We start from the raw sequence: 26,450 nt of genomic DNA on the forward strand, positions 1-26,450 counted from the left end.
CCACCGGCGTCAGGCGTCGCCGGGCGCGAAGCGCTCGAACACCTGCTGCCCGGTAAGCGTCTCGGTGTCGTTGGCCAGCTCGTAGAAGGCCGGTTTCTCGTCGATGAAGATCTGGCTGGCCAACGTGAAGTCATGGTCCTGGAACAGGCCGGCCGACACGTAGTATTCGCCGTCAGGCACCAGCCGGTAGTAAAGCGTGCTGCCGCACGTACCGCAGAACGCACGCTCGGCCCATTCCGACGAACGGAAGGTCTTCAGTGCGCTGCCGTCGAATCGCACCTTGTCGTCACAATGCACCGCGAAGAATGGCCCGCCGGTCCATTGCCGGCACATGCTGCAATGGCACAGCCCGATTTCGCGTGCGTCGTTGGCCGTTACTTCGATCGCGCCGCACAGGCAGTTTCCCTTCATCGTCGTCTCCGTTCGTGGATGCGGAAGCGCGAATCTACACCGCCGCGACGAAACGGGCGCGACTCCCGTCGCGATTCCGGCAGGACGATGGGCAGCGCGGCAACGGCACCACGCAACGGAAAAGCCCGGGTTTCCCCGGGCTTTTCGTGTGTCGTCGAACCGCCGGACGATCAGGCGGCGAACAGCGCCTTCATCTTCTTCAGCGCGTTGGCCTCGATCTGGCGGATGCGCTCGGCCGACACGCCATACTCGTCGGCCAGTTCCTGCAGCGTCACCTTGCTGTCGGCGTCCAGCCAGCGGCGGGCGATGATGTCGCGCGAACGCTGGTCCAGGTTGGCCAGGCCCTCGCGCAGCAGCTGCATCTGGTTCTCCTCGCTGTCCTCGCGCTCGTAGGCCTGCGACGGATCCTCGTCGCGCGCGACCAGGTACGCAGCCGGCGACGGCGGCGCGTGATCGTCGCCCTCGTCCGCCGGGGCGTCGAAGCCGACGTCACGGCCGGACAGGCGCGACTCCATCTCCATCACCTCGCGCTCGGAGACGTTCAGATCCCTGGCCACCGCGCTGACCTCGGCGGCGTTCATCCAGCCCAGGCGCGTCTTGGACTTGCGCAGGTTGAAGAACAACTTGCGCTGCGCCTTGGTCGTGGCGACCTTGACGATGCGCCAATTTTTGAGGATGAACTCGTGCATCTCGGCACGGATCCAGTGCACCGCGAAGGACACCAGGCGCACGCCCATGTCAGGGTCGAAGCGCTTGACCGCCTTCATCAGGCCAATGTTGCCTTCCTGGATCAGGTCGCCCAGCTGCAGGCCGTAGCCGTTGTAGCCGCGAGCCACGTGCACGACGAAGCGCAGGTGCGAATGCACCAGCTCGCGCGCGGCATCCAGATCCTGTCCGTCGCGGAAACGGCGTGCCAGTTCCTGTTCCTCATCGACCGACAGCACCGGGATCTGGTGCACGGCACCGATGTAGGCATCCAGCGAACCCAGCGCGCTGGGAATCGGAAGATTGTTCGCCACAAGGGCAGTAGAGGTGTTCGGGCTCATAGGACCTCATCTTAGCAGTCGAACTATTGGACTGCTCGGTACAGAAAAAGTTCCAGCGTTCCAGATTCGTAGCCAAACAGCCCCGGAAACACCTTGATGCCTCCCCGTCTGGATCAATGGGGAGCCTGCGCAGCCTAGCAGGAAGCCTGTCACCGCCGTATGACAGGACACCGGAGCGTTCAGCCGCCGGCGAGCCGGGTTTCCAGCTCCGCGCGGGGCGGCAGGCGCCAGTCGATCGGCGCCTGTCCGCGGCGGGCCAGGTACTCGTTGGCCTGGGAGAAATGCCGGCAGCCGAGGAAGCCGCGGTGGGCCGACAGTGGCGAGGGGTGCGGCGCCTTCAGCACGCGGTGGCGGCGGGTGTCGATGACCTTGCCCTTGGCCTGCGCGTAGCTGCCCCAGAGCAGGAACACCAGCCCTTCGCGCTCGCGATTGAGCACATCGACCACGTGGTCGGTGAAACCCTCCCAGCCCTTGCCCTGATGGGCGCCGGCGCGGCCTTCCTCGACCGTCAGCACGGCATTGAGCAGCAGCACGCCCTGCCATGCCCAGGGCAGCAGGCAGCCGTGGTCCGGGCGGCGGAAGGGCGAAACGACGTTGCCGTCGTCCTCCAGCTCCTTGTAGATGTTCAACAGCGACGGCGGCACCGGCACGCCGGGCATCACCGAGAAGCACAGGCCGTGCGCCTGGCCAAAGCCGTGGTATGGGTCCTGGCCGAGCACCACCACCTTCACCTGCTCGAACGGCGTGGCATCGAACGCGGCGAATATCTGCGGCCCCGGCGGGAACACCCGCGCGCCGGCGGCCTTGCGCTGGCGCAGGAAGGCCGACAATTCGCGCATTTCCGGTCGCAGCAGCCAATCGCCGATATGCGCCTTCCAGCTCGGTTCGAGCTGGATGTTCGGCGCTGCGTTCACAACACCACCGCCGGCTGCGCCAGCCGGGTCAGGCGCAGCTGGAACAGCACCTTGGTCACCAGCAGGCGCTCTTCGATCGGCTTCTGCACCAGGTCGTTGGCGCCAGCCTGCAGCAGCGCGGACTGGTTGTGCGGGTTGCTGTCGCCGGTCATCACCAGCACCGGCAGGCGACGCTTGCCGTAGCCGAAGTCGATGCGCACGCGCTCGACCACATCGCGGCCATTGAGCTCACCCTTGAGGGTGACGTCGGTCAGCACCAGGTCGATGCGCCGCGTGGTGCGGCCCAGCGATTCGGCGGTGAGCAGCGAGAACGCGTCCTCGGCGGTAAGCACGTGCACCACGTGCAGGTCGTGGCGCTCGAGCATGCGCTTGGTGGCCTCGGCCACCACCCGGCTGTCCTCGACATACAGCACGGTCGCGCCGGGCACCGGCTCGGGCTGCACGTAACCGCGGATGAAGGTCGCCAGCGCCTCGTGGCCCAGCGCCTTGTCGAAATAATCGGTGACGAATTCGTTGAAGCGGCGCTGCTCCAGGTGGCGTTGCGCATCGCCGGATACCACGATCACCGGCACATAGGCCTGCCCGGCCGCCTCGCGCACGCTGCGCGCCAGCGCCAGGCCATCGCCGTCGGGCAAGGCCAGCGACGTGGTGACCAGATGCACCGGCCCGGCTTCCAGTGCCTTGCGCGCCTCGTCGAGACCGGCACAGCCCACCACCTCCACGTCCGGCAGCTCGCGCTGCAGCACGTCGGAGATCAGCTTGCGCACCAGTTTGGAGCCATCGACCACCATCACCCGGGGGGCGTCGCTGATCAGATGCTTGAGTTCGTGCGTGGACATGCGCGTGTCAGGTATCGGTCGGGCGAGTCTGCCTGAGGAAGTGCCCGGTCACCAGCCACGCACCCAGCCAGCCCAGGACGACCGTGCCCAGCAGCACCAGCCCCGAATGCAGTGCATCGAGCCCATGCAGGGTGAACGGGCTGCCATAGCTGCCCGACAGCGCCGCCAGCGGCGGGCGCAGGGCCAGCCCGCAGGCGCCGATCAGCGCCAATGCCAAGGCGCCCGCCCCCAGTCCGTACCAGGCGCCCAGATAGATGAAGGGACGGCGGATGAAGCCGTCGCTGGCGCCCAGCAGCTGCAGTACGCCGATCTCCTCGCGCCGCGCCTGGATGTCCAAGCGCACGGTATTGCCGACCACCAGCACCGCGCCCAACCCCAGCAGCAGCGACAGCACCTGCACCAGCCGCGCACCGAAGCCAAGCCAGGCGTCGAGGCGCTGGCGCCACAGCGCATCGTGCTGGACCAGGTCGGCCTGCGGCAGCGCTTCCAGCGCCTTGGCCAGCGCCATGTCTTCGCCGCCCGCCGGGGTAACGATCAACAGGGTAGGCAGCGGGTTCCCGCCGAGCGCGTCGATCGCCTCGCCCAGCCCGGCGCTCTCGCGCAGCTCGGCCAGGCCCTCGTCGGGCGTGCGCAGCACCACGCCGGCGACGTCGGCGCGCGCGCGCAGGCTCGCGGCCACGTCCTGCGCGGTGGCACCGTCGACCTCGGGCTTGAGGAACAGATTGATGTCGCGCGACTGCTGCACGCTGCCGGAGAACACCTTCATGTTGTCCAGCGCGATCGACAGGCCCAGCGGCAGCGCCAGCGCCAGCGCCATTACCGCCACGGTCAACGCCGTCGCCCAGGGCTTGCGCAGTGCGCGGCCGAGGCTGAAGACGACGCTGTGCAGGTGGTGGGCGAACCACACGCCCAGCCGCGACGGCGCGACGGCTCCGGTATTGACGGCCTTGTCCGCCGTCTCCTTCTTCGTGCCCTTGCTCATTCGGCCAGATCCTGCGGCGAGATGTCGTCGACCAGGCGGCCGTGGTCGAGGATCAGCACGCGCTTGCGCATGTGCTTGAGCAGCGGCAGGTCGTGGCTGACCACCAGCACGCTGGTGCCGCGGCCGGGCAGTTCGGCGAACAGGGACATGATTTCCGCGGCGAGGGTCGGGTCGAGGTTGCCGGTCGGCTCGTCGGCCACCAGCAGCTTCGGCTCGGCGACGATCGCGCGGGCGATGCCGACGCGCTGCTGCTCGCCGGCCGACAACTGCGTGGGCAACGCCTTCTCGCGATGCCCCAGGCCCATGCGCTCAAGCACCGAACGCACCCGCTTGCCGGTATCGGCGCGACGATCGCCGCGCAGGATCAGCGGCAGCGCCACGTTCTCGCCGACGGTGCGGTCGGTCAGCAGGCGATGGTCCTGGTGGACCGCGCCGACGTTGCGGCGGTGCAAAGCCACCTGACCGCCGCGCACCTTGAGCAGGTTGCGCTCGCCGAACAGCACCGCGCCACGGGTCGGGCGCTCGCTCAGGTGGATCAGTTTCAGCAGGGTGCTCTTGCCGGCACCGGAATGGCCGGTGACGAACAACATCTCGCCGGCCGCCACCTCGAAGCTGACGTCCACCAGTGCCTGGTGGCCGCCCGCATAGTGCTTGCTGACATTGTCGAAACGCAGGACGCTCATGCGCCGATTATGCCGGAGGCGGACGCGCGGCGTGCATCGCGCGGGGCGATGGCGGAAACGAAACAGGAGCGCACCGGGGTGCGCTCCTGCGGTCGACAAGGCGGCCGGCCACCGGCCGGCGCCATCGCGATCAATCGCCCGACAGCATCCGGCGGATCTTGCGGCCCAGGCGGGTCAGGAACGAATCGCTGTCGTTGCCGGCCGCGCGCATCGGCGTGGCCGGCACCTGCACCGGGCCATTGCCGACGGCCACCGCGGCGGCGGTTTCGGCGCCCTCGACCGGACGACCGTGGCGGCGACGGCGACGCTTGCGCGGTGCGCGCTCGCCGTCCACCGCGGCTTCCGGCGCGCCTTCGGCACGCGGCGGGCGGGGCGGACGCGGGGCCGGTGCGGCGTCGGCGGAAGCCGCCGCCTGCTCACCTTCCACGCGCGGCTTGCGCGGGCCACGCGAACGACGCTCGCCGTCGCGGCGTTCGCCATGGCCGCCGCCGGAACGACCGCCACTGCGGCCACCACCACGACGCTCTTCCTCGGCGGCACGGGCTTCGCGCGCTTCGCGGAAGATCGCGCCGACGCTCTCGTTCTCTTCGCCATCGCCCTCGGCCGGCGCCGCACGCTCCGGGCGCGGCAGCGCGGTCAGCAATTCCTTGGTGACCGGCTCGGAGGGAATCTTCTGCTCGATGTAGGCCTCGATGTCCGGCAGGCTCATCGCATAGCGTTCGCAGGCGAAGCTGATCGCATCGCCTTCCTCGCCCAGCCGCGCGGTGCGGCCGATGCGGTGCACGTAGTCCTCGGCGTCGAACGGCAGGTCGTAGTTGTAGACGTACTTGATGCCGTCGATGTGCAGGCCGCGCGCCGCCACGTCGGTGGCGACGAGAATTTCCAGCTGGCCCTTCTGGAAGCGGTTGAGCAGGCTCTCGCGCTTCTTCTGCGGCACGTCGCCGGACAGCACGCCGACGCGGTAGCCCGCCCGCTCCAGCGAGCGCGCCACGCGCTCGACGAACACCTTGGTATTGACGAACACCATGGTGCGAGCGCCCTCGCTGCGCGAAAGCAGGCCCAGCAGCAGCGGCAGCTTTTCCTCGTCGGACGGGAAGTAGATGCGCTGGCGCACGCGGTCGGCAGTGATGTTGTCGGTTTCCACCACCAGCTTCTGCGGCTCGTTCATGTGCTCGTAGGCCAGCTCCAGCACGCGGTGGCTGAGGGTGGCCGAGAACAGCAGGGTCTGGCGCGTGGTGCGCTCGGGCATGCGCCGCAGCAGGAAGCGGATGTCCTTGATGAAGCCCAGGTCGAACATGCGGTCGGCTTCGTCCAGCACGCAGATCTCGCAGGCGTGCAGCGAAACCACCTTGTGCTGCTTGACGTAGTCGATCAGGCGGCCCGGGGTGGCGATGATCACGTCCACACCCTTCTGCAGCAGCTCGCGCTGCTTGTCGTAGTCGACACCGCCGTAGACCAGGGCGAAACGCAGGCCAGAGTCGGAGGCGAACTTCATCGCGTCCTTGTGGATCTGGATGGCCAGTTCGCGGGTCGGCGCCAGAATCAGCGCGCGCGGGTCTTCCGGCTTGCGGTCGGCCAGCGCCGGCCGGCTCAGCAGCCGGTTGATGACCGTCACCAGGAAGGCCAGCGTCTTGCCGGTGCCGGTCTGCGCCTGGCCGGCGACGTCGCCACCGGGCAGAGCCACCGGCAGGGTCAGCGCCTGGATCGGGGTACAACGGGTGAATCCGGCTCCTTCCAGCCCGGCCAGCAGCGCCGGTTGCAGTTCGAAGGAGGAAAAAGTCACATCGGTCAGCGGTTTGTCGCTCATTATTCGGTCTTGTGTAGTGCCAGTCGGCCAGGTTGGCCGGGCGGCTTGCATCGTATCGGGCACCGTCGCACACTGCGGCCCCTGCGCCGGGTCGCGCGACGCCAAGGCCAAGCCTTTAAGTCCGCGCAATGCCCCAGTTTAGCGCAATGCGGCAGCCAACCCGGCATGGGCCGTCGCATTGCCCCAGGAGACTCCTCAAGTGAGCGATAAGGTTCTACACGTCGGCGATGCCGATTTCGACGCCGCCGTGCTGCAGTCCGACACCCCCGTGCTGGTGGACTTCTGGGCTGAGTGGTGCGGCCCCTGCAAGATGATCTCGCCGGTGCTGGACGAGCTTGCCGACGCCTACGACGGCAAGTTGAAGATCGCCAAGCTCAACGTCGACGAGAACCGCGCCACCGCGGTCAAGTACCACGTGCGCTCGATCCCGATGCTGCTGCTGTTCAAGGATGGCCAGATCCAGGCCACCCAGATCGGCGCCGTCGGCAAGGGCCAGCTGAGCCAGATGATCGACAAGGCGCTGGTCTGACCTTCCCGCCGGCGGCCTGGCCGCCGGCTCCGGGCCAGCCTTGCCGCCGGCCCAACGGGCGTTTCCCGCCACCTTGCACCGCCGCGCGCGGCGGTGTTAGTGTCGCCGCATCCGGCAGCATTCGCCTGCCGCACCCTCCGGCCGGGTTCTCGTCCGGATCATTCCCAACCAGTTCGCCGCCCCATCGGGCGCTCGCACGTCAGCGAGAGGAATCAAGCACTTGTCCGAGAACACTCCTTCCGAAACCGGGAGCGCCGACGCGCCCGTCGAGAAGCGCGTGCGCAAGCCGCGTGTCGCCAAGGCCTCCGAGGCCGGCGACAGCAGCAGCCCCGCTCCCGCCGTCACCGCTCCCGCCCAGTCCGCCCTGCCGTTGCCGGCCGGCGACGCTTCTCCCGCCCCCACCGCCCCTGCTCCCGGCAATGAAGGCCAGGCGTCCGCGCCGGCCGGCAACCCGCACGGTGGCCAGGAAGGCGGCGAGCCGCGCGGCAACGACGGCAACAACGCCCAGCGCCACGGCCAGCAGAACCAGCAGGGCCAGCAGGGCCAGCAGGGCCAAGGCCAGGGTCAGGGCAACCGCCGCGACCGCTTCCGCAACCGCCGCGACCGCAACCGCGACCGTTTCCGCGACGACAACGGCATGCCGCAGGACGGCGGCAACGAGACCTTCGTGCCGCGCCCGCACCCGAACGTACCCGAAGGCTTCCCGGCCTATTCGCTGAGCGACCTGAAGCGGATGCCGGCGCACAAGCTGCTGGAGATCGCCGAGCAGCTCAGCATCCAGGACGGCGTGGCCCGCGCACGCAAGCAGGACGTGATCTTCGCCCTGCTCAAGGTGCTGACCCGCCACGGCGACGGCGTCGCCGCCGACGGCGTGCTGGAGATCCTGCCGGACGGCTTCGGCTTCCTGCGCGCGGCCGAGGCCAGCTACCTGGCCGGCCCGGACGACACCTACATCTCGCCCAGCCAGATCCGCCGCTTCAACCTGCGCACCGGCGACCACATCTCCGGCCGCATCCGCTTCCCGAAGGACGGCGAGCGCTACTTCGCGCTGAACATCGTCGACACCATCAACGGTGAGCCGATCGAAGCATCCAAGAACAAGGTGCTGTTCGAGAACCTGACCCCGCTGTTCCCGCGCAAGCGCTTCACCCTGGAGCGCGGCAACGGCTCCTCGGAAGACATCACCGGTCGCATCCTCGACCTGATGGCGCCGCAGGGCAAGGGCCAGCGCGCGCTGATCGTCTCCCCGCCCAAGGCGGGCAAGACGATGATGATGCAGCAGATCGCCACGGCCATCACCACCAACCACCCGGAAGTGCACCTGATCGTGCTGCTGGTGGACGAGCGCCCGGAAGAAGTGACCGAAATGCAGCGCACCGTGCGCGGCGAAGTGGTCTCCTCGACCTTCGACGAACCCGCCGCGCGCCACGTGCAGGTCGCCGAAATGGTGATCGAGCGCGCCAAGCGCCTGGTTGAGCACAAGAAGGACGTGGTGATCCTGCTCGACTCGATCACCCGCCTGGCCCGCGCCTACAACAACGTCGTGCCCAGCTCCGGCAAGGTGCTGACCGGCGGCGTGGACGCCAACGCCCTGCACCGCCCGAAGCGTTTCTTCGGCGCGGCGCGCAACGTGGAGGAAGGCGGCAGCCTGACCATCATCGCCACCGCGCTGGTCGAGACCGGCTCGAAGATGGACGAGGTGATCTACGAGGAGTTCAAGGGCACCGGCAACAGCGAAGTGCACCTGAACCGCCGCATCACCGAGAAGCGCGTCTACCCGGCCATCGACATCAACCGCTCCGGCACCCGCCGCGAGGACCTGCTGATCGAACCGGAACTGCTGCAGAAGATCTGGATCCTGCGCAAGCTGCTGCACCCGATGGACGAGATCGCGGCGATGGAATTCCTGCTGGACAAGATGAAGAACACCAAGTCCAACGACGAGTTCTTCGGCTCGATGAAGCGGTAATCCATAGGAAATTGCTTGAAAACAGGGCCTTCGGACAACCGGAGGCCCTGTTCGTATCGGGATAGTGATGAGCCGGGATTGGCGGTCTGACCACCGGGTTTGACCACCAACCTTGACCACCAGACAGCTCAAGAACCCCTTGACCGCGAGGACAGGGGATTGAGCAAGAGACATTACCTACAGCAGCTGGGCCAGTCTTGGTACATCCGTATCAAGGTACCTGTCGCGCTACGCGGCAAGGTCGGGAACACACACATCCGACGTGCCCTGCATACCCGCGACCTTGACGAAGCGAACCGCCGGAAGTGGCTGGCCCTCGCCCAAGTCCGCGCCTATCTCGATTCGCTTGAGAGCGGGGCACTCGCCTCTCTCTCCCTTCATATGCCGAGCGGGATACGTGGAGTGCCCGCCCCAGTTCCACTGACGGCCGCACACTTCGACCTGAGGCCGACAACGGGCCTAGATGCTCTGTCCGAGGACTGGACCATGACCAGCGCCGTCAAGACCGTCCAGTTCCAGCGCAGGCAGACCTACAAGGAACTGCGCAGCTATCTTGGCGGAGACCTCGACCCAAACAGTGTCACAGCCGCTCTGGCGGCTGCCTACGTGGACGAGCGGCTACTCAAGTCCCCTGATAGCCCAAGTACCCGGAGGCGAAAGCTGAGTGCTCTAGGCGCGTTCTGGGAGTGGATGGCTTTACGGTGTTACACGCCCAAGGGAATGAATCCTTGGAAGGGCTTTCGTCTAGGCAAGAACGAAAGTGAACGGACCAAGCCCAAGAAGCGCCCATACACCATGCCTGAACTGGTCGCTCTGTTTTCAGGCAACCCGACCTATCCGGCACTACGAGAGGTCATGGTACTCGGCCTCTACACGGGTGCCCGTATCGACGAAATCTGTTCGCTGGCCCAAGGCGACATCCGCTTTGAAGGCGGTATTGCATACATGCAAATCGTCAAGAGCAAGACGAATGCAGGCGCCCGTACCCTCGCTATAGCGCACCCCGTCCCATTTGCAGTTCTGAAGAAGCGACACAGGAGAAAAGGCCCCGCCACTGCACAACTCTTCCACGAACTGAAGGGCGGCGGCTACGACAAGAAGCTCTCATGGCATGTCGGACAAGCCTTCCGCTATCACCGGAATGGACGCGGCCTTACGGGAGCAACCGACTTCCACTCCCTACGTCGCACCTTCATCACTCGCCTTGAGAACCTCGGCATTGACCAAGTTCACATTGCACGCTACGTCGGCCACTCGCTTCCGACTCTGGCGTTTCAGGTCTATAGCGGCGGAGCCACGGAGGCCACGCAGGCAGCGACTGGCCGAGCAGTAGGCTATCCGCATGAAGTGGAGAACGCGGCTGCTTCCTTCATAAAACAGTAAGGCTGCCCGCCCTCAAACTTTCATATTTGTGACGTATGTCACGTTAATTCTGGATATCACTAATTTTCCCAGCACTAACTAGTAGGCAGTCATAGAAAAACTGCTTGCTGCTGAGGCTAGTCCCGCAGATTGACCCCCTCCCAATAAAGGAGAGAAGTATCCAAAACAAGCTAATAATTTAGGAGAAAAGCATGTACATCACTGAAAGGATTGCCAACTACTCGCGCTATCGTGGCGCCATCGAGGTCAAGCAGGACACCTTGCCTCAACACCACACCGATGAATTATTCGATGGGAACACGAACGAGGCTCCAGCCGATAGCACCTCTAGTGTTCAGCTATATGGCGCTTGGAAGGAATTCTTAGGTTCTGCCTCCCCTTACGCCTATATGTGGACGCACTCATACATGCATCCATACAGCGATGCGAGAGCTATTGATGGCTTATGGGACTGCACGAAGCACATCAATCGTTCAATCTGGGGGCCTAGATGGAAGAAAAAAGGCGATGGAATTCACGCCACCATTGTCGCGGAACGACACAAACGGAGCCAAGAGTTACGCGGCCGCCTTCACTTTCATGTTCTTGTTCAGAAGCCAGACGCCGACCTAAGTGACGAGCGGTTCACTGCCATAGTGAACGAAGCGGCCCTATGGCTTCGTGATGACTTCAATAGGCCGATGTCTGCCCTAGACCGTATTGATGTGCGGAAAGTCTATGACACCGACGGATTGGCGAAGTACCTTACAAAAGACCTGCAAACGACTCATTGGCCGAAAGGGGACAACGTCTTTTTCCTGCGACCAAAGGGGCCGGAAGGAGTCGTCTTCCGTCTAAAGGGAAATGCGAAACTCAACGCATACCACTAAATCTGCGTAGCAGCGGACCTGTATACCTTGAACGGCGACAACTAGCCTGTATCGGGAAAGCTGTTGAATGACCCGATTCAACCATGCCTCCCTTGAACTCACCACGCCGCATCGCGAATTAGCGCTCTCTCTAGGGCATCGTGCTGCCGCTGCCAGTCGGGCATGTGCCGCGCCACCAGCGACCAGAACGCCTTCGTATGGCTCTTCTCAACCGTGTGGCACAGCTCGTGGACGATGACGTAGTCCTGCACGCTGGTCGGTAGCTCCATCACCCTTGGATGGAACTCCAGCACGTTGCGTGCATCGCAACTGGCCCACCTACTTTGGAACACGCGAACGCGGGCGCCATGGGCTTGCATGCCGGTCTTCCGCTCCCAATGGCGCACCCGCACCAACAGCTTGTCTTGAGCACGTTCACGGTAGAACTGCTCCATCAGCGCCGCGAGCGTGTCCGGCTGGATGCTGAGGCCCTCGGGGGTCTCAACGATGAAGCGCGAGGCGGTGAAGGTCAGCCGGGGCTTGTCTAGTTCCGGGGCATGCCGGACCTCGGTGAAGTAGCTTCGGCCGCAGTAACGCAAACGGCTGCCGGTAACGATGGCATCACTGGCCTGCGGCTGATTGACCAGCACCAGCTTCTCGCGAATCCAACGAGCGCGGCGGCGGACTAGAGCTTCCTGTTCGGCCACGTCCACCATCGGCCCGCGCAGCAGCACCGGCCGCCCATGCTCCACGGTCACGTAGTGCCGTTTCAGTTCTGGGTCGGGCTGGAACCGCCACTCGATGGTGGTTTGGCCGTACTGGAGCAGCGGCATCGTCAGTTCTTCAGCAGGATGTCCATGATGCGCTTGGCGTGCTCCCGCGCCACCGAACGCTCCCACCCTGCGAGCGGAATCAGCAGCTTGTGCAGCAGTGCTCGCAACTCAGGGTGCAGGTCGTGCATCTGCTTCCAGTTTGCCGCCGCCATGGTGCGGCTCAGGTCGGCATCCTCGAACAGCTTGGTCGTGGCGATGCGTGCCGTGTCCTCACTGAGCAGCGAAGCCAGATAGTGATAGACCGCCGAATGGGCCGGGTGCTCGAAACCGGTCTTGTCCTTGTCCGCGACGCGTTGCCCGAACAGGTCGAGTTGCTCCAAGAATTGCGCCTGACTGATGCGTCCCGCAGCTTCCTCAGCCAGCAGCTTTTCAAGCTCCTCAGCCAGCTTGTTGAAGAAGGCTGGGTCCTTGTCTCTGCCGGTTGCAATCGTGTGCTTCAACTGGTTCTTCATGACCAGCGCCCGACTGCCGGGAGTGGCCAGCTTTTTCAGACGGGCCATGTCGCTGGCGTCCAGAATGGACACCTCTTTGCCCAGTAGGCTCTTGGCCGGGCTGGCGTCGATGTACTCGTCCAGCAATTGCTGCAGCAGCGCGGATTCCAGTCGCGTGATGCGCTCGCGATGGGTCGCACCGGGCAGCTTGTCGCGCAGCATCAGCCGGATTTCCGCGAACAGCGTGAAGTAGGGCTTAAAGGGCACACCCCGCACATCCGGCAAGATGATGTCGATGCTCCGGTTGAAGCGCTTCACCAAGTCGAGGAAGTCCTCTACTACGTCCAACCGCGTGGCGGGGTCGAGGATACGCTCGGCATCGTCCTTGTAGTCCTCGCGCTGGCTGACCGGGTCGTGCTTCTTTGGTAGCAGGGTCAGGATGCGGTCGAGGGTGGCCTGCAGCTTGGGCAACTCGCTTTCCACCCCCTCCCACACTTGGGCCGGTTGAACCTCGCCACCGTAAATCTTCAGCGCGTGGTCAAGGTGCTCCACCACACCGTGGTAGTCCACGATGTAGCCCGCGTTCTTGCCTGCCATCGTCCGGTTCACCCGTGCAATGGCCTGCAGCAGCGTGTGCTCCTTCAGCGGCTTGTCGAGGTACATGGTGCCCACGATGGGGGCGTCCCATCCCGTTAAGAGCATGTCGGACACTATGCAAAGGCCGATGTTGTTCGCATGCAGCTGCCCGTCCTTGCCCTTGGACTCGTCGCCGTAGGGCAGCGGGAACAGCTTGGAAACGAAGTTGGCAATCTGCTCGGTCGGCAATGCGACGGGCTGCTTGCCCGCCTTGATTTCAGCCTTGACCCGCTCTTCGATGGTCTGAACCGCTTCCTTGTCCGCCCCGCGCTCTGCGGCCTCTTCGTGTTCGCTGGCGCCCGAGCGTGATGCGGTGGCACTGGCCAGCGAGATGACGACGCGGCTTTCAAAGGTCGGCAAGCCCTTGGCCTTCCGCTCCTGCATCAGCCCATCCAGCAGGTCCTTGTACCGAACCGCCATGTCGCGGCCGTCGCAAACCAGCATGGCTTTCAGGCCCTTGGCTTGCACGTTGGTGATGAAGTGCTCCACCAGATGCGCCGCCACCTGCTCCATGCGGTCCCCGGCCTGCCGCCACCGGGCCAGCAGTTCCTTCTTCAGGGCCTGCTGTCTGGCTTCGTCTTCCTGCGCGAACTGGTCCTTGAAGGCTTGGTCCAGCTTGCTGCTGGGCGCGAGCTTCACCCATGCGTCTTGGTACTTGATGGGCAGCGTGGCACCGTCAGCCACCGCCTCGTGCAAGCGGTATTCGTCGATGTAGGTGTCGCCGCCGAACTCGGCCAAGGTGTGCTTGTCGTCGTTCAGCAGTGGTGTGCCGGTGAAGGCGATGAACTTGGCATTGGGCAGGCTGGCCCGCATGAAGGCCGCCAAGAAGTCGTACTGGCTTCTATGTGCTTCATCCACCAGCACATAGAAGTTCGGCTTGGCGCTCAGTACCCGGAAGTTCACCTTCTCCCGGCTGACCTCTTCCCACTTGGCGTCCAGCAGCACACCGTCCTCATCGTGCTTGCCGAAGTTGACATTGCGCTCCTCCAACATGAAGAAGTCCTTGCCCTCGCGCACCCGTCTATGCCGGGTGGCTTGCAGAAGGTCATCTTCCTCATCCGCTGCGCTGTCGCTGGCATCAGCAGCAGGTTCGTTCTCTTGGAACTTCTGCACCGTGCTGGTGAACACGCTGCCGTAGTCATTGCCCAGCAGCTTGACCAAGCCGTCCACCGACACCGCCTGAATGGCCTTAATACCCACGGCGTGGAAGGTGTCGAAGATTTGCTTGTCGAGGTCCTTGCGGTCAGTCAGCACCAGCACGGTCGGGTTGTTCAAGCCCGTGCTGTCTGACCGCAGCATCCGGGCCAGAAGTGCCATGGTGAGCGACTTACCACTGCCCTGCGTGTGCCACACCACCCCGCCAATGGGCTGGGCTGCCGTCAACCGGGCGATGGTCTTACGCACCGCCCGCCACTGCTGATAGCGCGGCAGCTTCTTGACTGTCCTGCCGTCGCGGGTCTCAAACAGGACGAAGTGCGTGATGAGTTCCAAAAACCGGCCCGGCTCGAACAAGGCCCACAGCAGTTGGTCCTGCTCACTCGGGTCAGCACCCAGCACGGCAGTCACCGCAGCCAGTTCCGCGTCCTGCAGCCGGTAGCGTGCGTAGAAGGCCGGCTTGGTCAGGATGGCGCCATACAAGCCCTGTCTGCGGTTGAGGCCCACACAAACTTGGTTGAACACGAACTGGGCGGGAAAGCTGGCTTGGTAGCCATCCAATTGCGCCAGCGCTTCGTCCAAGCGATGGTGGCTGGCTTTGCATTCGACGACGGCCAGCGGCAGGCCGTTGACGAACAGGAGCAGGTCCGGCCGGAACAGGTCGCCATCGGCATTCCTGCCGACGTACTGGTCCACCACATGGAAATCGTTGTGGGCGACCGTGTCCGCGTCGAAGAAGCGCACGCTGCGCGGCTTGCCCTCGGCATCCTTCACCTGAATGTCCGAGCGGTGCACCACCTGCTCCCAGAACGCCTTGTTGGCTGGCAGCAGTTCGTCGTTGACCCGCTTGCGCAATTCAATCAAGGCTGCATCCACCCCACCGGGCGCCGTGGCCAGCCACGGGTTCAGGGCCAGCAGCCGGGGCCGAAGCACATCCTCAAGCACCGGGGCGAGGTGGCGGTGCTCTACCCGCACCGCATGGCCGGGCAGATGGGTGTAGCCCAGCTTGAGCAGCGACTCGATGGCAGGCGTTTCGACACCAGTCTTTTCAGGTGACTGGCTCATGAGCTTTTCTTCCCTTGCATGCCGGCTTCCTCCTGACGGCTGCGATACCAGATCTCGCCGCAGCCTTGTTCTGTGTTCACCGTCCTGCGAATCTCGAATTGCCGAGACTCGTGAATGACTTGCCGCCAACTGCCACAGCCGTAGCGCTGGGGATGCTGGTCAGGGTGTTGTGCGCGAATCCATGGGGTCGCGGTGTTGAGCAGAGTCCACCCCTCGGTCGCGAACCGGGTCTCGGCTTCGCGCAGGCAGCGCACGGCCCCGCTGGCAGGCCAGTCCACCGTGCCGTCCGGTGCAATGCCATTGACCAGCAGGTCTTCGAACGTCGTCGTGCTCATGAACGAGGCCATCGCCGCGCGGGCCTCATCCATGCCCTGCGCCCAGTCGCGCAAGGTCAGGTAGTGGCCGTCGATGGTCTCGTAGCTGGCATCCAGATAGGCATCGGCGGCCTCGCAGCCCTGCGGCTCCCAGATGTTGAAGCGCTGCAGGAAGTGGTGAACCAACTCGTTGCGCAGGTCCACCAACTCTTTCAATGCCGCCGTGGTGGCTTGATGCTGTCTGGCATCCAGCCCTACGTGAAAGCGGAAGCGGAACCACATGCCGCCATCGCCCTGCGGCTCATCGGTGCTGTCATCCTCCTCGGTCGAGGTCAGATGGCGCTCGGTCAGCATGCCGACCAAGCTGCCCAAGGTCTTTTTCTGGGCGCAGGCCACCTGTGCGTCCCGGACTGACTGCAACTCCGCAGGTGGCCCGGCAATGTCACCGAGAGCCACCAATGCCTTGAGCAGGATTTCGTATTGCTGCAGACGAAGCAGGCACCGCCCCAGCTTGCGCTGCACATCGCGCTGCAGTTCAAGCGGTGGGTCTGGGGGGAGCAATGCCTGCGACGCCATGTCTGACCCTTACGTTCCGGTCGCGCTAGCGACCACGTTGACCCGCCATTCGCCCGTGAGGAGCTTCTGCATCAGGCCCCGCTTCAGGTCTTGGAAGCTCGATTGCTTGTCTTCGAGTGCTTGGAGCTTCTTGGTCACGGCAGAACAGATAGAGCAGATGCGCACCCGTTCTGCGACAGATGGCAGCGGGATGAGGACTTCGCGAAGCGCTTTGAGGTTGATGACCTGCTGCGCCGACCCAATCATCCCTACGAGCAAGAATGACTTACCGACTGGAGACGACAAGTAGTAGTGGATGAACTCAGACGTAGACACGCTCCCGGTACGAATCATTCCAGCCTGCCGGGCAATGTTCGCTCCGGCAAGTTGGCTAGGGACCACGGCTGTTTCACCGGGGTAGCCCACGAGCGACACCAGAAGCTCGCCCCCTTTGAGAATCGTCCTCTTGAACTGATTAGAGATTTCCGTTGAGATGGTGCGGAGGTTTGCTGCAATCCGACCGCCTTTGATGTCGCCACCACGTACAAGCGGAATGCCGCCCTCAACGCTTTCACCGGGCTGAACGACTCCGTAGGTGATGTTCTCAATTGCCAATTCTTCGAGCGGCATCAAGGTCCAACCCGCCGGAATCTCCCCAAGCTCACTCTCCTTGAACTCGGCGTGCGGCACCCAGCGGCCATCGGTATCTTGGGTGCCGACACCCCGGGTGAACAGGGTCTGCATTAGCCCTTGCTTGAGGGTCTTGGTGGCTTCAATCTGGCGTGCAATCACGTCCAGCTTGTCGTCCACGGCCGTCAGGATGGCGGCGATTTTTTGTTGTTCGGGGAGCGGGGGAGTGGCGACTTCCAACCCGTCAATGAGACCCTTGCTCAAATTAGGTTGAGCAGCACCCTGACACATCGAAAGCAGCTTTTCTGTGCTGCTCTCCATCACCCAGAACAAGAAATCATTATCAATCGCACCTCCGATGGACCTAATGGAAAGAACGGCTTGATTGATAGCAGCGTCAATTTTCAGGCGAGCAACCTTACCGGCCGTTGCCCCGTACATCGCAACCAGTACAGAACCGCTTTCAGCCAGCTTCGCAGATGATTTAGAAAGCGCAATTTCCGAGATGCGCTCTTCTGTTTTCGTAATTTTTCGAAAGTTGACTTCACCCGATTTGACCCAAGGAATATCACCTTCAAAGTAATCCGATTTACTTCTGTCTGGCGTCCCACCTGCATAGCTCTTCGTCAAGGCAGATAGACGTTGAACCTCCCAGTCGAGCGGAAGCCACCCCAACGGTGTGAGCTGATAACCGGGGCGTTCAGCAACACTCATGATGTTGACCCCAGCAGCCCCAACTCAGCTAGGTAGCCGTTCAGAAGCGCATCAATCTGGGCTTCTTCCTCGGCCAGTGCGGCCAACTGCGACAAGGTGGCCGCCACATCGACGGTCTCTTCGGTCTCGCCGTTGTCGATGTACCGAGCGATGTTGAGATTGCTGTCGTTGCTGCGGATTTCGTCCAGCGTGACGACCCGACAGTAGTTCTCGACATCCGTCCGGTGTTCGAAGGCCGCTTTGTGCGTGCTGGCAATGCGAGCGATGTCTTCAGGGCGGAGGCTGTTCTGGGCCTTGCCTTCAAAGTAGTCACGGCTGGCGTCGATGATGATGACCTTACCCTCGAGCGCAGCAGGCTTGCGCTTGTTCAGGACGAGCACACAGGCCGGAATGCCGGTGTTGTAGAACAAGGCGGAAGGCAGGCCAATGACGGCCTCGATGAGGTCGCCGGGCTGGTTGCCGCTGGCCGCGTCGGTGCCGAACAGCAGGCCCTCGCGAATCTTGCCCTCCTCGCCGCTGCGGAACAGGACCCCGTGCGGGAGGATGATGCCCATTCGGCCATCGGCCTTGAGGCTTGCGAGCATGTGCTGGGCGAAGGCAAGGTCGGCATAGCCACGCGGCGGGATGCCATAGACGAAGCGGCCGTAGGGGTCGCTGACTTGCTTGTAATTCGGCGTCTTCGGCTTCTTGTCGCCTTCTTGCTCGGCCTCGTTGGCCAGTTCCAGCGGTGACCACCACTGCTTGGCCGAGAACGGCGGGTTGGCAATGACCCGGTCAAACGTCTTCAGGTAGTCCCCGTCGAGATGCTTCGGCTCGACCAAGGTGTCACCGCGCTCAATATCGGCCCGCATGTTGTGCAGGGACAGATTCAGCTTGGCGATGGCCCATGTGCCAAGGTTCTTCTCTTGCCCGAAAAGCAGCACATTGGGCTTATCGCCCAAAAGCAGGCCACCCGGCAGCTTGGCGATGTGGTGGGCGCTTTCCACCAACATGCCGCCGCTGCCGCAGGTGGGGTCGTACACGCTGTGGCCGGGCTGCGGGTCGATGAGTTCCACCACCAGTTGCACCACCGCCTTAGGCGTATAGAACTCGCCTCCCTTCTTACCGGCGTCGTCGGCGAACTGCTTAATGAGGTACTCGTAGGCGTCGCCCAGCATGTCGGCCTTATAGAGGTCGGCATTGCCCAGCTTGTACTGGTTGAAGTGGCGCAACAGGCGCTGCAAGGTAGCGTCGGACAGCACACGCTTGTCGCCGTACTGGGTGGCGGTCAGCACGTGCTGCAGTTCGGGGTTGTTCGCTTCGATGGTGGCGAACGCCTTGTCCAGCGCCTCACCGATGTTCTCGGTCCGGGCAATAAGGTTGGGCCAACGAGCGCTGGTGGGGAAGTGCCCCCATTTGTCCTCGACTTCTTCCTCGGCGTCCTTGCCGCTCAGGCCTTCATCTTTCACCAACTGGGCGACCCGCTCCTCGAACACGTCGTTGAAGCGCTTGAGGAACAGCAGACCGAAGATGTAGTTCTTGAAGTCGGATGAATCGATTGAGCCACGAAGAATGTTGGCAGACTCCCAAAGCCATGATTCGAGGGCCTCGAGACTAAGTTGGTTGCGCATGTATGCTGAACTTCTTTTCGGAAAGAGCCTGCGCAGCCTCCGCCAACTGGCGCCCGGCAGCTACAGGGTGACGACACCGATAGAGTAGCCCAACAAGGCTCCGGAGCGCGGGGCGACGCCCCATAGGCGGCCACCGGCTCTGATAGTTGGCCCACCTCTTTTTCTGCATTGACGGGGATTGGTCTCCTGCCATGTCAGTTCAAAATGTATACCTCTTGGGACACTGCCATTGGCGTTCCACAACTCATGCCAAAATGATAAGATCACAAACTCTTAGGAGTTTTGAGACAGCAACCATGGAAATTGTGGGATACGCCCGTGTCTCGACTGTCGGCCAGTCGCTGGATGTCCAGCTCGATAAGTTGACCAAAGCAAACTGCAGCAAGGTCTTTAAGGAGAAGCGCTCTGGCCGACAGGCGGAGAACCGCCCGCAGCTTCAAGCCGCTCTGGAGTACGTCCGAGACGGTGATGTGTTGGTGGTCAGCAGGCTGGACCGCATGGCCCGCAGCGTCCTCGACTTGGCAAAGATTGCGGACCTCCTCAAGAAAAAGGGGGTAAGCCTTCGCGTTCTAGACCAAGGCTTGGACACATCGACTGCAGAGGGTGTCCTCCTCTTCAACCTCTTGGGTGCATTCGCAGAGTTTGAGGCTGACATCCGTGCTGAACGTCAGCGTGATGGAATCGCGCTCGCCCAGCAGAAAGGGACCAAGTTTGGCCGGAAAAAGGCGTTGACAGCCGCTCAGGAGGAACGCATCAAGCGGATGCGGATCGAAGAGGGCTTCAGCATCGAGCAATTGGCGGAGCGCTTCTCAATCAGCCGCAGCAGCGTGTATCGCGCACTGCAAACGCAAGAGGAAGCTACCTAACCTCGTCATTGGTCAGCCGCCGCAACTCCTCCGCCAGCTTGCGCTGCTTAGCAGACGGCAAGGAGGCGGCTGCAAGAATGATATCTGCGAGAGCATCGCTATCAGCGAACAGATAAGCCAATGGCACATCCATTGCCTCATGCGCCTCCCCGGCTCTCCGATGACCTACAAGGAAGTAGTCCGGAAAATGTGGAGGACTTCTGGAGCACGGTGCGGCGACCCAAACTTGAACTTCCCGAATAGCGATAATTGGCTTATCGAACTGGATAACGACTGCAAGAGGAACGAATTGACCAACTACGCTCTTAAGAAGTGCGACAACAACCTCGATGGAGCGCCCATAATGTTTATGCCTATTCGACCTGCAACTTAAGAACTGGATTCACTTCGCGGGAGGCATCGGTCTCAGGTATATCGTTATCACACAGCTCAGGGGAGTCAGCCCTCCCTGATTTACTATTGAATCAGCCGCAAGCACGCAACAATCAATCACAGCTAGCGCAATCCTATTTCGCCACACTGACACAACCCTTGGTGCAGTTTCATGAAAAAGACTATTCGGATTCAGGGGCGAAGTCGCGCGCAAGCATTGTAGATGCTGACGAAGGAGTCAGGGCATTAGGTCCAGAATTCTTCTGTGCAATCTGATAGCCCTCAGCGCGGAACAACTCCAGACTCTGGTGAAGGTCTCCTATCCGATGAGTGTCCAGAACAAGACGTAGCGCTGTCCCCGGGATGTCGCAGGAGTAGTCAGCTTTACGGCTCTGCTCCAGAAAAATCCCTGAACAGCCACTAGCAATAAAGAAACTCCCTCCCTTTCTGCAAAGACGGCTAGTCATGTAAAGGCCGTAACCAGAGTTCTGCCAATGGTCATTGGGCCGGCGACGAACGCCCTTAAACATCTTGCCAGAAATGCTAGGCATCAGAGCTAGCTGTATGGCTGTGCGGTCCGAATCAATCGCGAGATGAGGGTTGGCCGAAAGGGATGACCTCACCCCCATTCCCGTATCCAAGACGGCAATCTCGACGCGATGCCGTGTGGGCCAGTACTGAGCACAGTAAGCCAACTGAGATGCGCCAGAATGCTCGACAACATTGCGCAGAATTTCTCTCATTGAGAATGTGAGCGTGTCGACCAATGGCCCTTCACTCTCGCGAGTCAACACGCCAGCCAGCCTCGCGGACTCCCGGTCTAATGTCTCTCCAACGTTCTCATAAGCATCTGCGGCCGCAGCCCTTATGCCATCAACATCCAAATGCGTCAAAGGCAAGTAGTTGGCGTTACCAGAGGCCTCACCCGGCTTGTTACCGTGGGCCAGACCAAAGCCTTGAAAGAAGCCCATGTGCGCAGCGTAAGTGTTTTCCTCATGCCCTTCAGCAAAAAACTCGGTCTGAGGTCTAGAAGCACGAAATCGCTTCAGCTCAGATGCGAGCAGAGTCATAGTAAAGGGCTCGACCCGCCCCATTCGGCTGAAGTCAAAAGCTATTTGCTTAGCTTCATCTAAACCCCACAGTCTCGAACAGAAGTTCAGAGACTCGTTGAGGGACTGATTCTGTGGCACTCGTACACGCAGCACGCAGGTTCTCAGCGAAATTCAAATTAATATTCTAAACGCATCTCTCTCGAGAAAAGCAAGACTGAAAGCGATGGTAAAATTCAAGAACGCGAATTTCGAAAAGGCCGTTGGCCTGCCGAACAGCATCAACCTCACTTGACCCAGCCCACACTCAACGAGCGCGCGCAAGCAGAAGTCGTTGCACAAACTCATCAAAGCCCATCACGACCATTAATCCGCGCTCAGGATGAGTTCGGAGAGCTTAGCAGCGAGCTGCAAATACCTATCAGCTTCGTCCTGCGTGAGACCGAAGTCGGGCAGATGCGCCGCCTGATTCCTCAACTTGCGCAACTGCTCCAGAAGTGAGGCATTGCTGGCGGGCAGCTTTCCATGCCTTATCAACTCTTCAACGAATAAGGAGGCATTCACCCTTGGCGTAATGGCACCTTGGACGTATCCAGATTTCGCAGCAGCCTCTTCGACCAAGACCCATGCCTCAAGAATCGAAGCACGAGGGGATACATCTGCTATACGGCGCAACTGCTCCAACCTAGTTGATAGCTCTGGCTGTGCACCTTGCCTCCCTATCTGAGGGATAGCAGCAGCGTTCGCTTCCGCCTTTGCCAGCCCGTCCGCAAAGCTTGCCTCAGCATGTTTGTACTTAAGCTGTGAGATGCGCTGCAGGAGAGACCGAATATCGCTCTTGAACAGGAGTGCAACCGAGATGACAGTAACAGGCCATGCTATACCGACCAAAAGATTTACAAACAGCTCCATGCCTGCCCCCAGCCAAACTTACGCTGCGTCCGATTCTGCCACTGCTCGTTCCCCTGTGTACACCTACTAAGACACTACTTAGCCTCGTTCTTAGCCAACTGCTGCAGCTCCCCTGCCAGCTTACGCTGGGTAGCCACCGGCAATGAGGCTGCCGCAAGAATGATATCGGCAAGAACATCGCTATCAGCGAGCAGATAAGCGAGTGGCACACCCAGCTCTTTCGCCAGCTTGCTAGCTGTGACGAAATCAGGCTCCGAAGTACCACGCTCGTACCTTGTAATCCTGCTGGACACTACGTCCTCCGATAGGCCTATTCGCCTCCCCAACTCCCGCTGTGAGATGCCCAAGGCCAAGCGAGCCTCTTTAAGGCGCTTGGTGAACATGCTTGGAAGAGTTGGCGACGACATAACCGGGACGGACGCATAGCTGTAGCTCGCCACAGGATGGCCCGTTCCCTCTGGACTCGTATGCTACATTATCTGTAGCATTGGCCATGGAGGAATTGTTTGTACCTCTGGGAAGGTGCTGAAAGAAGCCCCCTAAGAAGCAGGAAAACAGGGGTTTCCGGCCTTCTAGACCAACTGCCAAGGTGCAAGTGCGTTAACACGCCTGGCCTATCCCTCGTATCACTCAAGCACCGCCAACGGGGACGTATGCAACAACCCAAGGACAACATCGAGCCGCCGCCTATGCCACTGCCGGAGCACGTTCGAGCAAGCCTGCGGCGGTATGACACCCACACCACCATGACGTGCCTCGAATGCGGGTATGCCGGACTTATGGGGGTCAAGAGAAGCACCAAACCTTGGTACCTCTCTTGGTGGATGTTCTTCGTCTATGCCGTCGTCTTCGCGCCACTGAGCTGGTTCTTCATCATCTGTTTCGTACTCGCCGAAATTTTCATGAAGACACATAAGACCGAATGTCCCAACTGCGGCATCGAGCTTGTCAGCAAGCGACATGTGCTCTGACAACAACCATCAATTTCGATTCATCACAACAAGGAGCGCAGAATGCTGGGGATACTAGTACTGGCAGTAGTTACAGCAAGTGCTGTGTGGGTGTACATAGATGCAGCGAATCACCGCATCGGGAAGCAACCCAATGAGAGAGGGTTCTTCAACCTGTCCGCAGGCGGTTGGGGCGCAGTAGTCCTTCTGCTATGGATTGTTGCCTTCCCATGCTATCTGGCCAAGCGTAGCGACCTCATCGCAGAAGCCAAGAAATCCCCTGTAGTGGTCACCAGCAAGGCTGGTCCATTGCTACTGATCGTTGCAGGTGGCGGACTGCTGATGCTCCAGCAAGCAATTCCCCTTCTTGTACGAGCAGGAGCAAATGGCGCGCCATCAAACTATATAGCGGCATGCGCCGACTACTACTACAACGCTGCAAATTCCCTGCCAAACCCGGAAGCGAGGAACAAGCGCGAGATTTGGTTGCGCACCTGTAGCTGCGCCAGCCAACGGGATGGCGGAAGGACTGCTCAGGACTTCGAACGAAATCTCAGCACTTCGGAAACAGCACATATCGATGCTATGAAAAGTTGCCTTTGAGTAGGAGGACTGTCGTATGGCCACGTATGAAGTGAAAATGAGTCGCCCCGGTGGCGGAAGTAGCACTTTCGTTGTCAGGGTCAACGCAGGCACACCTGACCAAGCGAGACGCAGCGCTGAGGCACAGAATCCCGGCTACAAAGCTCAGTCAGTCTATCGCCTCCCATACGCAAGCTGACCAATTATCAAGGAAGAAGTGATGCAGACACGAAATGCACTATTGGCGACATTGGTTCTTCTTGCTTTCGCGCACCCGGCGCAATCCTCTCCGCAGACTGTCGGTGCCCAATGGGAGTACACCGACGCATCGGGCATAGAGACAGATGAAGGCACCAGCCTTTGCCTCCAACTGGAAAGAGCCTCAATCGCTCGTGTCCCCCAATCACAGCGCTTCAACGGTACGTTCTGCGTATCCAATCCGAGCGATGCTGCGCTACTGCTTGGCATCGGAGGAACTCGAAAGGATGGCTGCCGGTACTCCGCCAAAGGGCAGGCCACCATCACCCTTTCGAACATCCAGTTGCTACCCGAAGACGAAATGTATGATGAGCGCCTAGAAGCCGATTTGGTGGCCGTCAGGCAGAACACCGTCACCCTCCCCTTGACTGATTCATGCAAAGGCAGCGCAGAGTCTGCGAGTGGCTTCCACGACGTTCGTGCAGCCGTTCGAGCACTAGCATCACATGCTGACTATCGAGGGCTGAAAGATTCTGACTTCGCTAACATTGACGAAGCAACCGGACTTGCCGAACTCGATGCGAGCACGCAGATGTACCTACCGGAAGGCTCTACCGATACACTCGTCATCTATACCGAGAACAATGCTGGCACACCATTCCTGACCGTGGAACGCTTCGACGGCCTGCAATGGAGGGATGTCAGTGCTGCGACTCTGCCCGGATATGTCAACAGGAATGGCAGCAACTACTACCTTGATGAGACAGCCGGAGTTGTCAAAGTCCGAAGCCTTCCGGCAAAGAAGGCTTGGCGGTATAGCGGAGGGCGATTTGTCCAAGAGGGCTAGGATTCTGGCGCAACAAGTTTGGCCCTGCGAGGAGTCGCTCTTCTAGGTACTTCCTTGTTCGGCTAGGTGAAGACTGGGCGAGCGGCATACTTGCACCCCAATCTTGACCACCAAGCCCCTGCCCGTCATGCATCGCTGATGCATTTCTACCATCGAAAAACCGCATCAAATAGAATTCATAACGCACTGTAAAAACAGGGTTTTTGACTGTCTGGGAAGATGCAAATCCTCGAAAAGCTCAGAGCTGCACCCGATGGACGAAATCGCCGCGATGGAATTCCTGCTCGACAAGATGAAGAACACCAAGTCCAACGACGAGTTCTTCGGTTCGATGAAGCGCTGATCCAGGCAGCATCGAAAAAGAGCCCCGCGATGCGGGGCTCTTTCGTTTCCGGCGGCAGCCGCCGGCGCGCTCAACCGTCCAGCGGCGTCAACAGTTTCGGCCCCTTGCCGCGGCCCGCCATGTAGATGCCGCCATCGGCCAGCGCGTCCGAGCCGTTTTCCCAGTCCTCGTCGCTGATCCACGGCGCACGCTCGCGCGGTCCGGGAATGTAGGCGCGCCACACGCCGTACTCGTCATCCGGCAACGATCGTCCTTTGTCGACGATCGCGTAGCGCACCGGCACGCGTATGTTCCAGTGTGGCTGGCCCGCCTCCGCGCCCTCCGCCGGCACGCGGAATTCCCATCTGCGCGCGGCGAGCATCGCGTTGCTGCCCAGAACCTGGCGGAACCTGCGCATCTGGCTCTCGCTGGCCACCACGGTCATGTTGACCTGTTCCACGTAGAGGTCCGCAACGTGGCCGTCGCGTCCGACCTTGAGGATCAGGTAGACATCGCCCTGCGCGCCCATCTCGTACATCGAGCGCGGATAGGTCGGCGGCGACATGTTCGACGCGGTGACCGACGTCCTGCTTTCAGGGTCGTAGGTCTCGAAGCCTGCACTGCGGATGGCCACCTGCGTATTGCCGTCTTCCAGCCGCTTGCCGACCAGGCGCAGCATCAGCGGCGAGCGCGCAGCGACAGGCTTGCCGTCACGGACCACCGGCTCGAAGGCCCAGGCCATCACCGATGCCTGGACGAAACGCGCGAGCCCTTCGCTCAGCCGGTCCTTCTGATCCAGCCGCACCGCTTCCACGCTGCCATCGGGCGCGATATCGATCTGTCCCGACAACTGCATGCCCATCTCCGCCTGCCTGCGCACGCCGCCCGGCCCGACGGCGGATGCGGTACCGGCCGCCAGCAGCAACACGGCCACCGTCCCCCAACGATGCAACAACTTCAACATGATGCCCTCCCTGCCAGTCATGGTCCGGCGCCGA

At 61.6% G+C, this 26,450-nt stretch carries 24 protein-coding genes and 1 pseudogene; 9 read left to right on the forward strand and 16 right to left on the reverse strand.

The window, feature by feature from the left end; translation table 11 throughout:
• Window positions 1–9 precede the first annotated feature (9 nt).
• The 7 genes from AC1DGW_RS10440 to rhlB all read right to left on the reverse strand — a co-directional run bounded on the left by AC1DGW_RS10440 (window position 10) and on the right by rhlB (window position 6,682).
• A complete protein-coding gene (locus AC1DGW_RS10440; protein WP_478022511.1) occupies window positions 10–411 on the reverse strand; it encodes a GFA family protein in 402 nt (133 codons plus the stop codon).
• Window positions 412–581: 170 nt separating this feature from the next.
• Window positions 582–1,457 carry an RNA polymerase sigma factor RpoH gene (rpoH, locus tag AC1DGW_RS10445; RefSeq protein ID WP_478022513.1) on the reverse strand — a complete coding sequence of 292 codons (876 nt, stop codon included), beginning with the start codon at window positions 1,455–1,457 and terminating at the stop codon, window positions 582–584.
• Window positions 1,458–1,636: 179 nt separating this feature from the next.
• Window positions 1,637–2,371 (reverse strand): uracil-DNA glycosylase, encoded by a 735-nt coding sequence (gene ung / locus AC1DGW_RS10450; protein ID WP_478022515.1) that lies wholly within the window; start codon window positions 2,369–2,371, stop codon window positions 1,637–1,639.
• Window positions 2,368–3,210 carry a response regulator gene (locus AC1DGW_RS10455; protein WP_478022517.1) on the reverse strand — a complete coding sequence of 281 codons (843 nt, stop codon included), beginning with the start codon at window positions 3,208–3,210 and terminating at the stop codon, window positions 2,368–2,370. Before AC1DGW_RS10455 ends, ung begins: the two co-directional genes overlap by 4 nt.
• Window positions 3,211–3,217: 7 nt before the next feature.
• A complete protein-coding gene (gene ftsX / locus AC1DGW_RS10460; protein ID WP_478022521.1) occupies window positions 3,218–4,192 on the reverse strand; it encodes a permease-like cell division protein FtsX in 975 nt (324 codons plus the stop codon).
• On the reverse strand, window positions 4,189–4,875 hold the full coding sequence (ftsE, locus tag AC1DGW_RS10465) for a cell division ATP-binding protein FtsE (protein ID WP_478022523.1): 687 nt from the start codon (window positions 4,873–4,875) through the stop codon (window positions 4,189–4,191). Before ftsE ends, ftsX begins: the two co-directional genes overlap by 4 nt.
• Window positions 4,876–5,005: 130 nt before the next feature.
• Window positions 5,006–6,682, reverse strand: a complete 1,677-nt coding sequence (gene rhlB, locus AC1DGW_RS10470) for an ATP-dependent RNA helicase RhlB (RefSeq protein ID WP_478022525.1) — start codon at window positions 6,680–6,682, stop codon at window positions 5,006–5,008.
• Between the two features lie 199 nt (window positions 6,683–6,881).
• Between rhlB and trxA the strand changes: the two genes are divergently transcribed.
• The 5 genes and pseudogenes from trxA to AC1DGW_RS10495 all read left to right on the forward strand — a co-directional run bounded on the left by trxA (window position 6,882) and on the right by AC1DGW_RS10495 (window position 11,432).
• Entirely contained in the window at window positions 6,882–7,211 is a 330-nt protein-coding gene (trxA, locus tag AC1DGW_RS10475) for a thioredoxin TrxA (protein WP_055770820.1), read from the forward strand.
• A gap of 220 nt (window positions 7,212–7,431) precedes the next feature.
• Window positions 7,432–9,180, forward strand: a complete 1,749-nt coding sequence (gene rho, locus AC1DGW_RS10480) for a transcription termination factor Rho (RefSeq protein WP_478022527.1) — start codon at window positions 7,432–7,434, stop codon at window positions 9,178–9,180.
• 159 nt (window positions 9,181–9,339) lie between these two features.
• A pseudogene (locus AC1DGW_RS10485) lies at window positions 9,340–9,519 on the forward strand (DUF6538 domain-containing protein); the annotation flags it as partial.
• 147 nt (window positions 9,520–9,666) lie between these two features.
• Window positions 9,667–10,563 carry a tyrosine-type recombinase/integrase gene (locus AC1DGW_RS10490; RefSeq protein ID WP_478022712.1) on the forward strand — a complete coding sequence of 299 codons (897 nt, stop codon included), beginning with the start codon at window positions 9,667–9,669 and terminating at the stop codon, window positions 10,561–10,563.
• A gap of 191 nt (window positions 10,564–10,754) precedes the next feature.
• On the forward strand, window positions 10,755–11,432 hold the full coding sequence (locus AC1DGW_RS10495) for a hypothetical protein (protein ID WP_478022529.1): 678 nt from the start codon (window positions 10,755–10,757) through the stop codon (window positions 11,430–11,432).
• Between the two features lie 98 nt (window positions 11,433–11,530).
• Here the strand turns inward: AC1DGW_RS10495 and AC1DGW_RS10500 are convergent, their stop codons facing one another.
• Genes AC1DGW_RS10500 through AC1DGW_RS10520 form a run of 5 tightly spaced genes read right to left on the reverse strand, consistent with a single transcriptional unit; the run spans window position 11,531 to window position 19,354 of the window.
• Window positions 11,531–12,244 carry a YgjP family zinc-dependent metalloprotease gene (locus AC1DGW_RS10500; RefSeq protein WP_478022532.1) on the reverse strand — a complete coding sequence of 238 codons (714 nt, stop codon included), beginning with the start codon at window positions 12,242–12,244 and terminating at the stop codon, window positions 11,531–11,533.
• Window positions 12,245–12,246: 2 nt separating this feature from the next.
• Complete coding sequence (locus AC1DGW_RS10505; protein WP_478022535.1) at window positions 12,247–15,531, reverse strand: type I restriction endonuclease subunit R; 3,285 nt, start codon at window positions 15,529–15,531, stop codon at window positions 12,247–12,249.
• Window positions 15,528–16,421, reverse strand: a complete 894-nt coding sequence (locus AC1DGW_RS10510; protein ID WP_478022538.1) for an OST-HTH/LOTUS domain-containing protein — start codon at window positions 16,419–16,421, stop codon at window positions 15,528–15,530. Before AC1DGW_RS10510 ends, AC1DGW_RS10505 begins: the two co-directional genes overlap by 4 nt.
• Before the next feature lie 9 nt (window positions 16,422–16,430).
• On the reverse strand, window positions 16,431–17,744 hold the full coding sequence (locus tag AC1DGW_RS10515) for a restriction endonuclease subunit S (protein WP_478022540.1): 1,314 nt from the start codon (window positions 17,742–17,744) through the stop codon (window positions 16,431–16,433).
• Window positions 17,741–19,354 (reverse strand): type I restriction-modification system subunit M, encoded by a 1,614-nt coding sequence (locus tag AC1DGW_RS10520; RefSeq protein ID WP_478022542.1) that lies wholly within the window; start codon window positions 19,352–19,354, stop codon window positions 17,741–17,743. The genes AC1DGW_RS10515 and AC1DGW_RS10520 overlap by 4 nt, the downstream gene beginning before the upstream one ends.
• Window positions 19,355–19,650: 296 nt before the next feature.
• Here AC1DGW_RS10520 and AC1DGW_RS10525 point away from each other — a divergent pair, with 296 nt between their 5' ends.
• Window positions 19,651–20,220, forward strand: a complete 570-nt coding sequence (locus AC1DGW_RS10525) for a recombinase family protein (RefSeq protein WP_478022544.1) — start codon at window positions 19,651–19,653, stop codon at window positions 20,218–20,220.
• A gap of 554 nt (window positions 20,221–20,774) precedes the next feature.
• On the opposite strand, the gene AC1DGW_RS10530 is transcribed toward AC1DGW_RS10525, so the two are convergent.
• The 3 genes from AC1DGW_RS10530 to AC1DGW_RS10540 form a co-directional block, all read right to left on the reverse strand.
• Entirely contained in the window at window positions 20,775–21,662 is an 888-nt protein-coding gene (locus tag AC1DGW_RS10530; protein ID WP_478022546.1) for a hypothetical protein, read from the reverse strand.
• Window positions 21,663–22,007: 345 nt separating this feature from the next.
• Window positions 22,008–22,553, reverse strand: coding sequence for a DUF4145 domain-containing protein (locus AC1DGW_RS10535; protein WP_478022548.1), 546 nt, complete (start codon window positions 22,551–22,553; stop codon window positions 22,008–22,010).
• Window positions 22,554–22,627: 74 nt separating this feature from the next.
• Window positions 22,628–22,960, reverse strand: coding sequence for a helix-turn-helix domain-containing protein (locus AC1DGW_RS10540; RefSeq protein ID WP_478022715.1), 333 nt, complete (start codon window positions 22,958–22,960; stop codon window positions 22,628–22,630).
• 246 nt (window positions 22,961–23,206) lie between these two features.
• Between AC1DGW_RS10540 and AC1DGW_RS10545 the strand changes: the two genes are divergently transcribed.
• The 3 genes from AC1DGW_RS10545 to AC1DGW_RS10555 all read left to right on the forward strand — a co-directional run bounded on the left by AC1DGW_RS10545 (window position 23,207) and on the right by AC1DGW_RS10555 (window position 25,130).
• A complete protein-coding gene (locus AC1DGW_RS10545; protein ID WP_478022550.1) occupies window positions 23,207–23,524 on the forward strand; it encodes a hypothetical protein in 318 nt (105 codons plus the stop codon).
• A gap of 42 nt (window positions 23,525–23,566) precedes the next feature.
• Window positions 23,567–24,106 (forward strand): hypothetical protein, encoded by a 540-nt coding sequence (locus AC1DGW_RS10550; RefSeq protein ID WP_478022552.1) that lies wholly within the window; start codon window positions 23,567–23,569, stop codon window positions 24,104–24,106.
• Between the two features lie 199 nt (window positions 24,107–24,305).
• Entirely contained in the window at window positions 24,306–25,130 is an 825-nt protein-coding gene (locus AC1DGW_RS10555; protein ID WP_478022554.1) for a hypothetical protein, read from the forward strand.
• A gap of 413 nt (window positions 25,131–25,543) precedes the next feature.
• On the opposite strand, the gene AC1DGW_RS10560 is transcribed toward AC1DGW_RS10555, so the two are convergent.
• Window positions 25,544–26,416 carry an energy transducer TonB gene (locus AC1DGW_RS10560; protein WP_478022557.1) on the reverse strand — a complete coding sequence of 291 codons (873 nt, stop codon included), beginning with the start codon at window positions 26,414–26,416 and terminating at the stop codon, window positions 25,544–25,546.
• Window positions 26,417–26,450 lie beyond the last annotated feature (34 nt).

It is taken from the genome of Stenotrophomonas sp. 05N423, assembly GCF_056397145.1.

What these genes read in the sequence shown, in the direction of transcription:
- AC1DGW_RS10440 (WP_478022511.1), bottom strand. Translation starts at nt 411, where the DNA reads ATGAAGGGAAACTGCCTGTGCGGCGCGATCGAAGTAACGGCCAACGAC.
- AC1DGW_RS10500 (WP_478022532.1), bottom strand. Translation starts at nt 12,244, where the DNA reads ATGCCGCTGCTCCAGTACGGCCAAACCACCATCGAGTGGCGGTTCCAG.
- AC1DGW_RS10495 (WP_478022529.1), top strand. Translation starts at nt 10,755, where the DNA reads ATGTACATCACTGAAAGGATTGCCAACTACTCGCGCTATCGTGGCGCC.
- AC1DGW_RS10550 (WP_478022552.1), top strand. Translation starts at nt 23,567, where the DNA reads ATGCTGGGGATACTAGTACTGGCAGTAGTTACAGCAAGTGCTGTGTGG.
- rhlB (WP_478022525.1), bottom strand. Translation starts at nt 6,682, where the DNA reads ATGAGCGACAAACCGCTGACCGATGTGACTTTTTCCTCCTTCGAACTG.
- AC1DGW_RS10535 (WP_478022548.1), bottom strand. Translation starts at nt 22,553, where the DNA reads ATGGAGCTGTTTGTAAATCTTTTGGTCGGTATAGCATGGCCTGTTACT.
- rpoH (WP_478022513.1), bottom strand. Translation starts at nt 1,457, where the DNA reads ATGAGCCCGAACACCTCTACTGCCCTTGTGGCGAACAATCTTCCGATT.
- AC1DGW_RS10505 (WP_478022535.1), bottom strand. Translation starts at nt 15,531, where the DNA reads ATGAGCCAGTCACCTGAAAAGACTGGTGTCGAAACGCCTGCCATCGAG.
- AC1DGW_RS10490 (WP_478022712.1), top strand. Translation starts at nt 9,667, where the DNA reads ATGACCAGCGCCGTCAAGACCGTCCAGTTCCAGCGCAGGCAGACCTAC.
- AC1DGW_RS10545 (WP_478022550.1), top strand. Translation starts at nt 23,207, where the DNA reads ATGCAACAACCCAAGGACAACATCGAGCCGCCGCCTATGCCACTGCCG.
- AC1DGW_RS10560 (WP_478022557.1), bottom strand. Translation starts at nt 26,416, where the DNA reads ATGTTGAAGTTGTTGCATCGTTGGGGGACGGTGGCCGTGTTGCTGCTG.
- AC1DGW_RS10510 (WP_478022538.1), bottom strand. Translation starts at nt 16,421, where the DNA reads ATGGCGTCGCAGGCATTGCTCCCCCCAGACCCACCGCTTGAACTGCAG.
- AC1DGW_RS10540 (WP_478022715.1), bottom strand. Translation starts at nt 22,960, where the DNA reads ATGTCGTCGCCAACTCTTCCAAGCATGTTCACCAAGCGCCTTAAAGAG.
- AC1DGW_RS10530 (WP_478022546.1), bottom strand. Translation starts at nt 21,662, where the DNA reads ATGACTCTGCTCGCATCTGAGCTGAAGCGATTTCGTGCTTCTAGACCT.
- AC1DGW_RS10515 (WP_478022540.1), bottom strand. Translation starts at nt 17,744, where the DNA reads ATGAGTGTTGCTGAACGCCCCGGTTATCAGCTCACACCGTTGGGGTGG.
- ftsE (WP_478022523.1), bottom strand. Translation starts at nt 4,875, where the DNA reads ATGAGCGTCCTGCGTTTCGACAATGTCAGCAAGCACTATGCGGGCGGC.
- ftsX (WP_478022521.1), bottom strand. Translation starts at nt 4,192, where the DNA reads ATGAGCAAGGGCACGAAGAAGGAGACGGCGGACAAGGCCGTCAATACC.
- AC1DGW_RS10525 (WP_478022544.1), top strand. Translation starts at nt 19,651, where the DNA reads ATGGAAATTGTGGGATACGCCCGTGTCTCGACTGTCGGCCAGTCGCTG.
- AC1DGW_RS10555 (WP_478022554.1), top strand. Translation starts at nt 24,306, where the DNA reads ATGCAGACACGAAATGCACTATTGGCGACATTGGTTCTTCTTGCTTTC.
- AC1DGW_RS10520 (WP_478022542.1), bottom strand. Translation starts at nt 19,354, where the DNA reads ATGCGCAACCAACTTAGTCTCGAGGCCCTCGAATCATGGCTTTGGGAG.
- AC1DGW_RS10455 (WP_478022517.1), bottom strand. Translation starts at nt 3,210, where the DNA reads ATGTCCACGCACGAACTCAAGCATCTGATCAGCGACGCCCCCCGGGTG.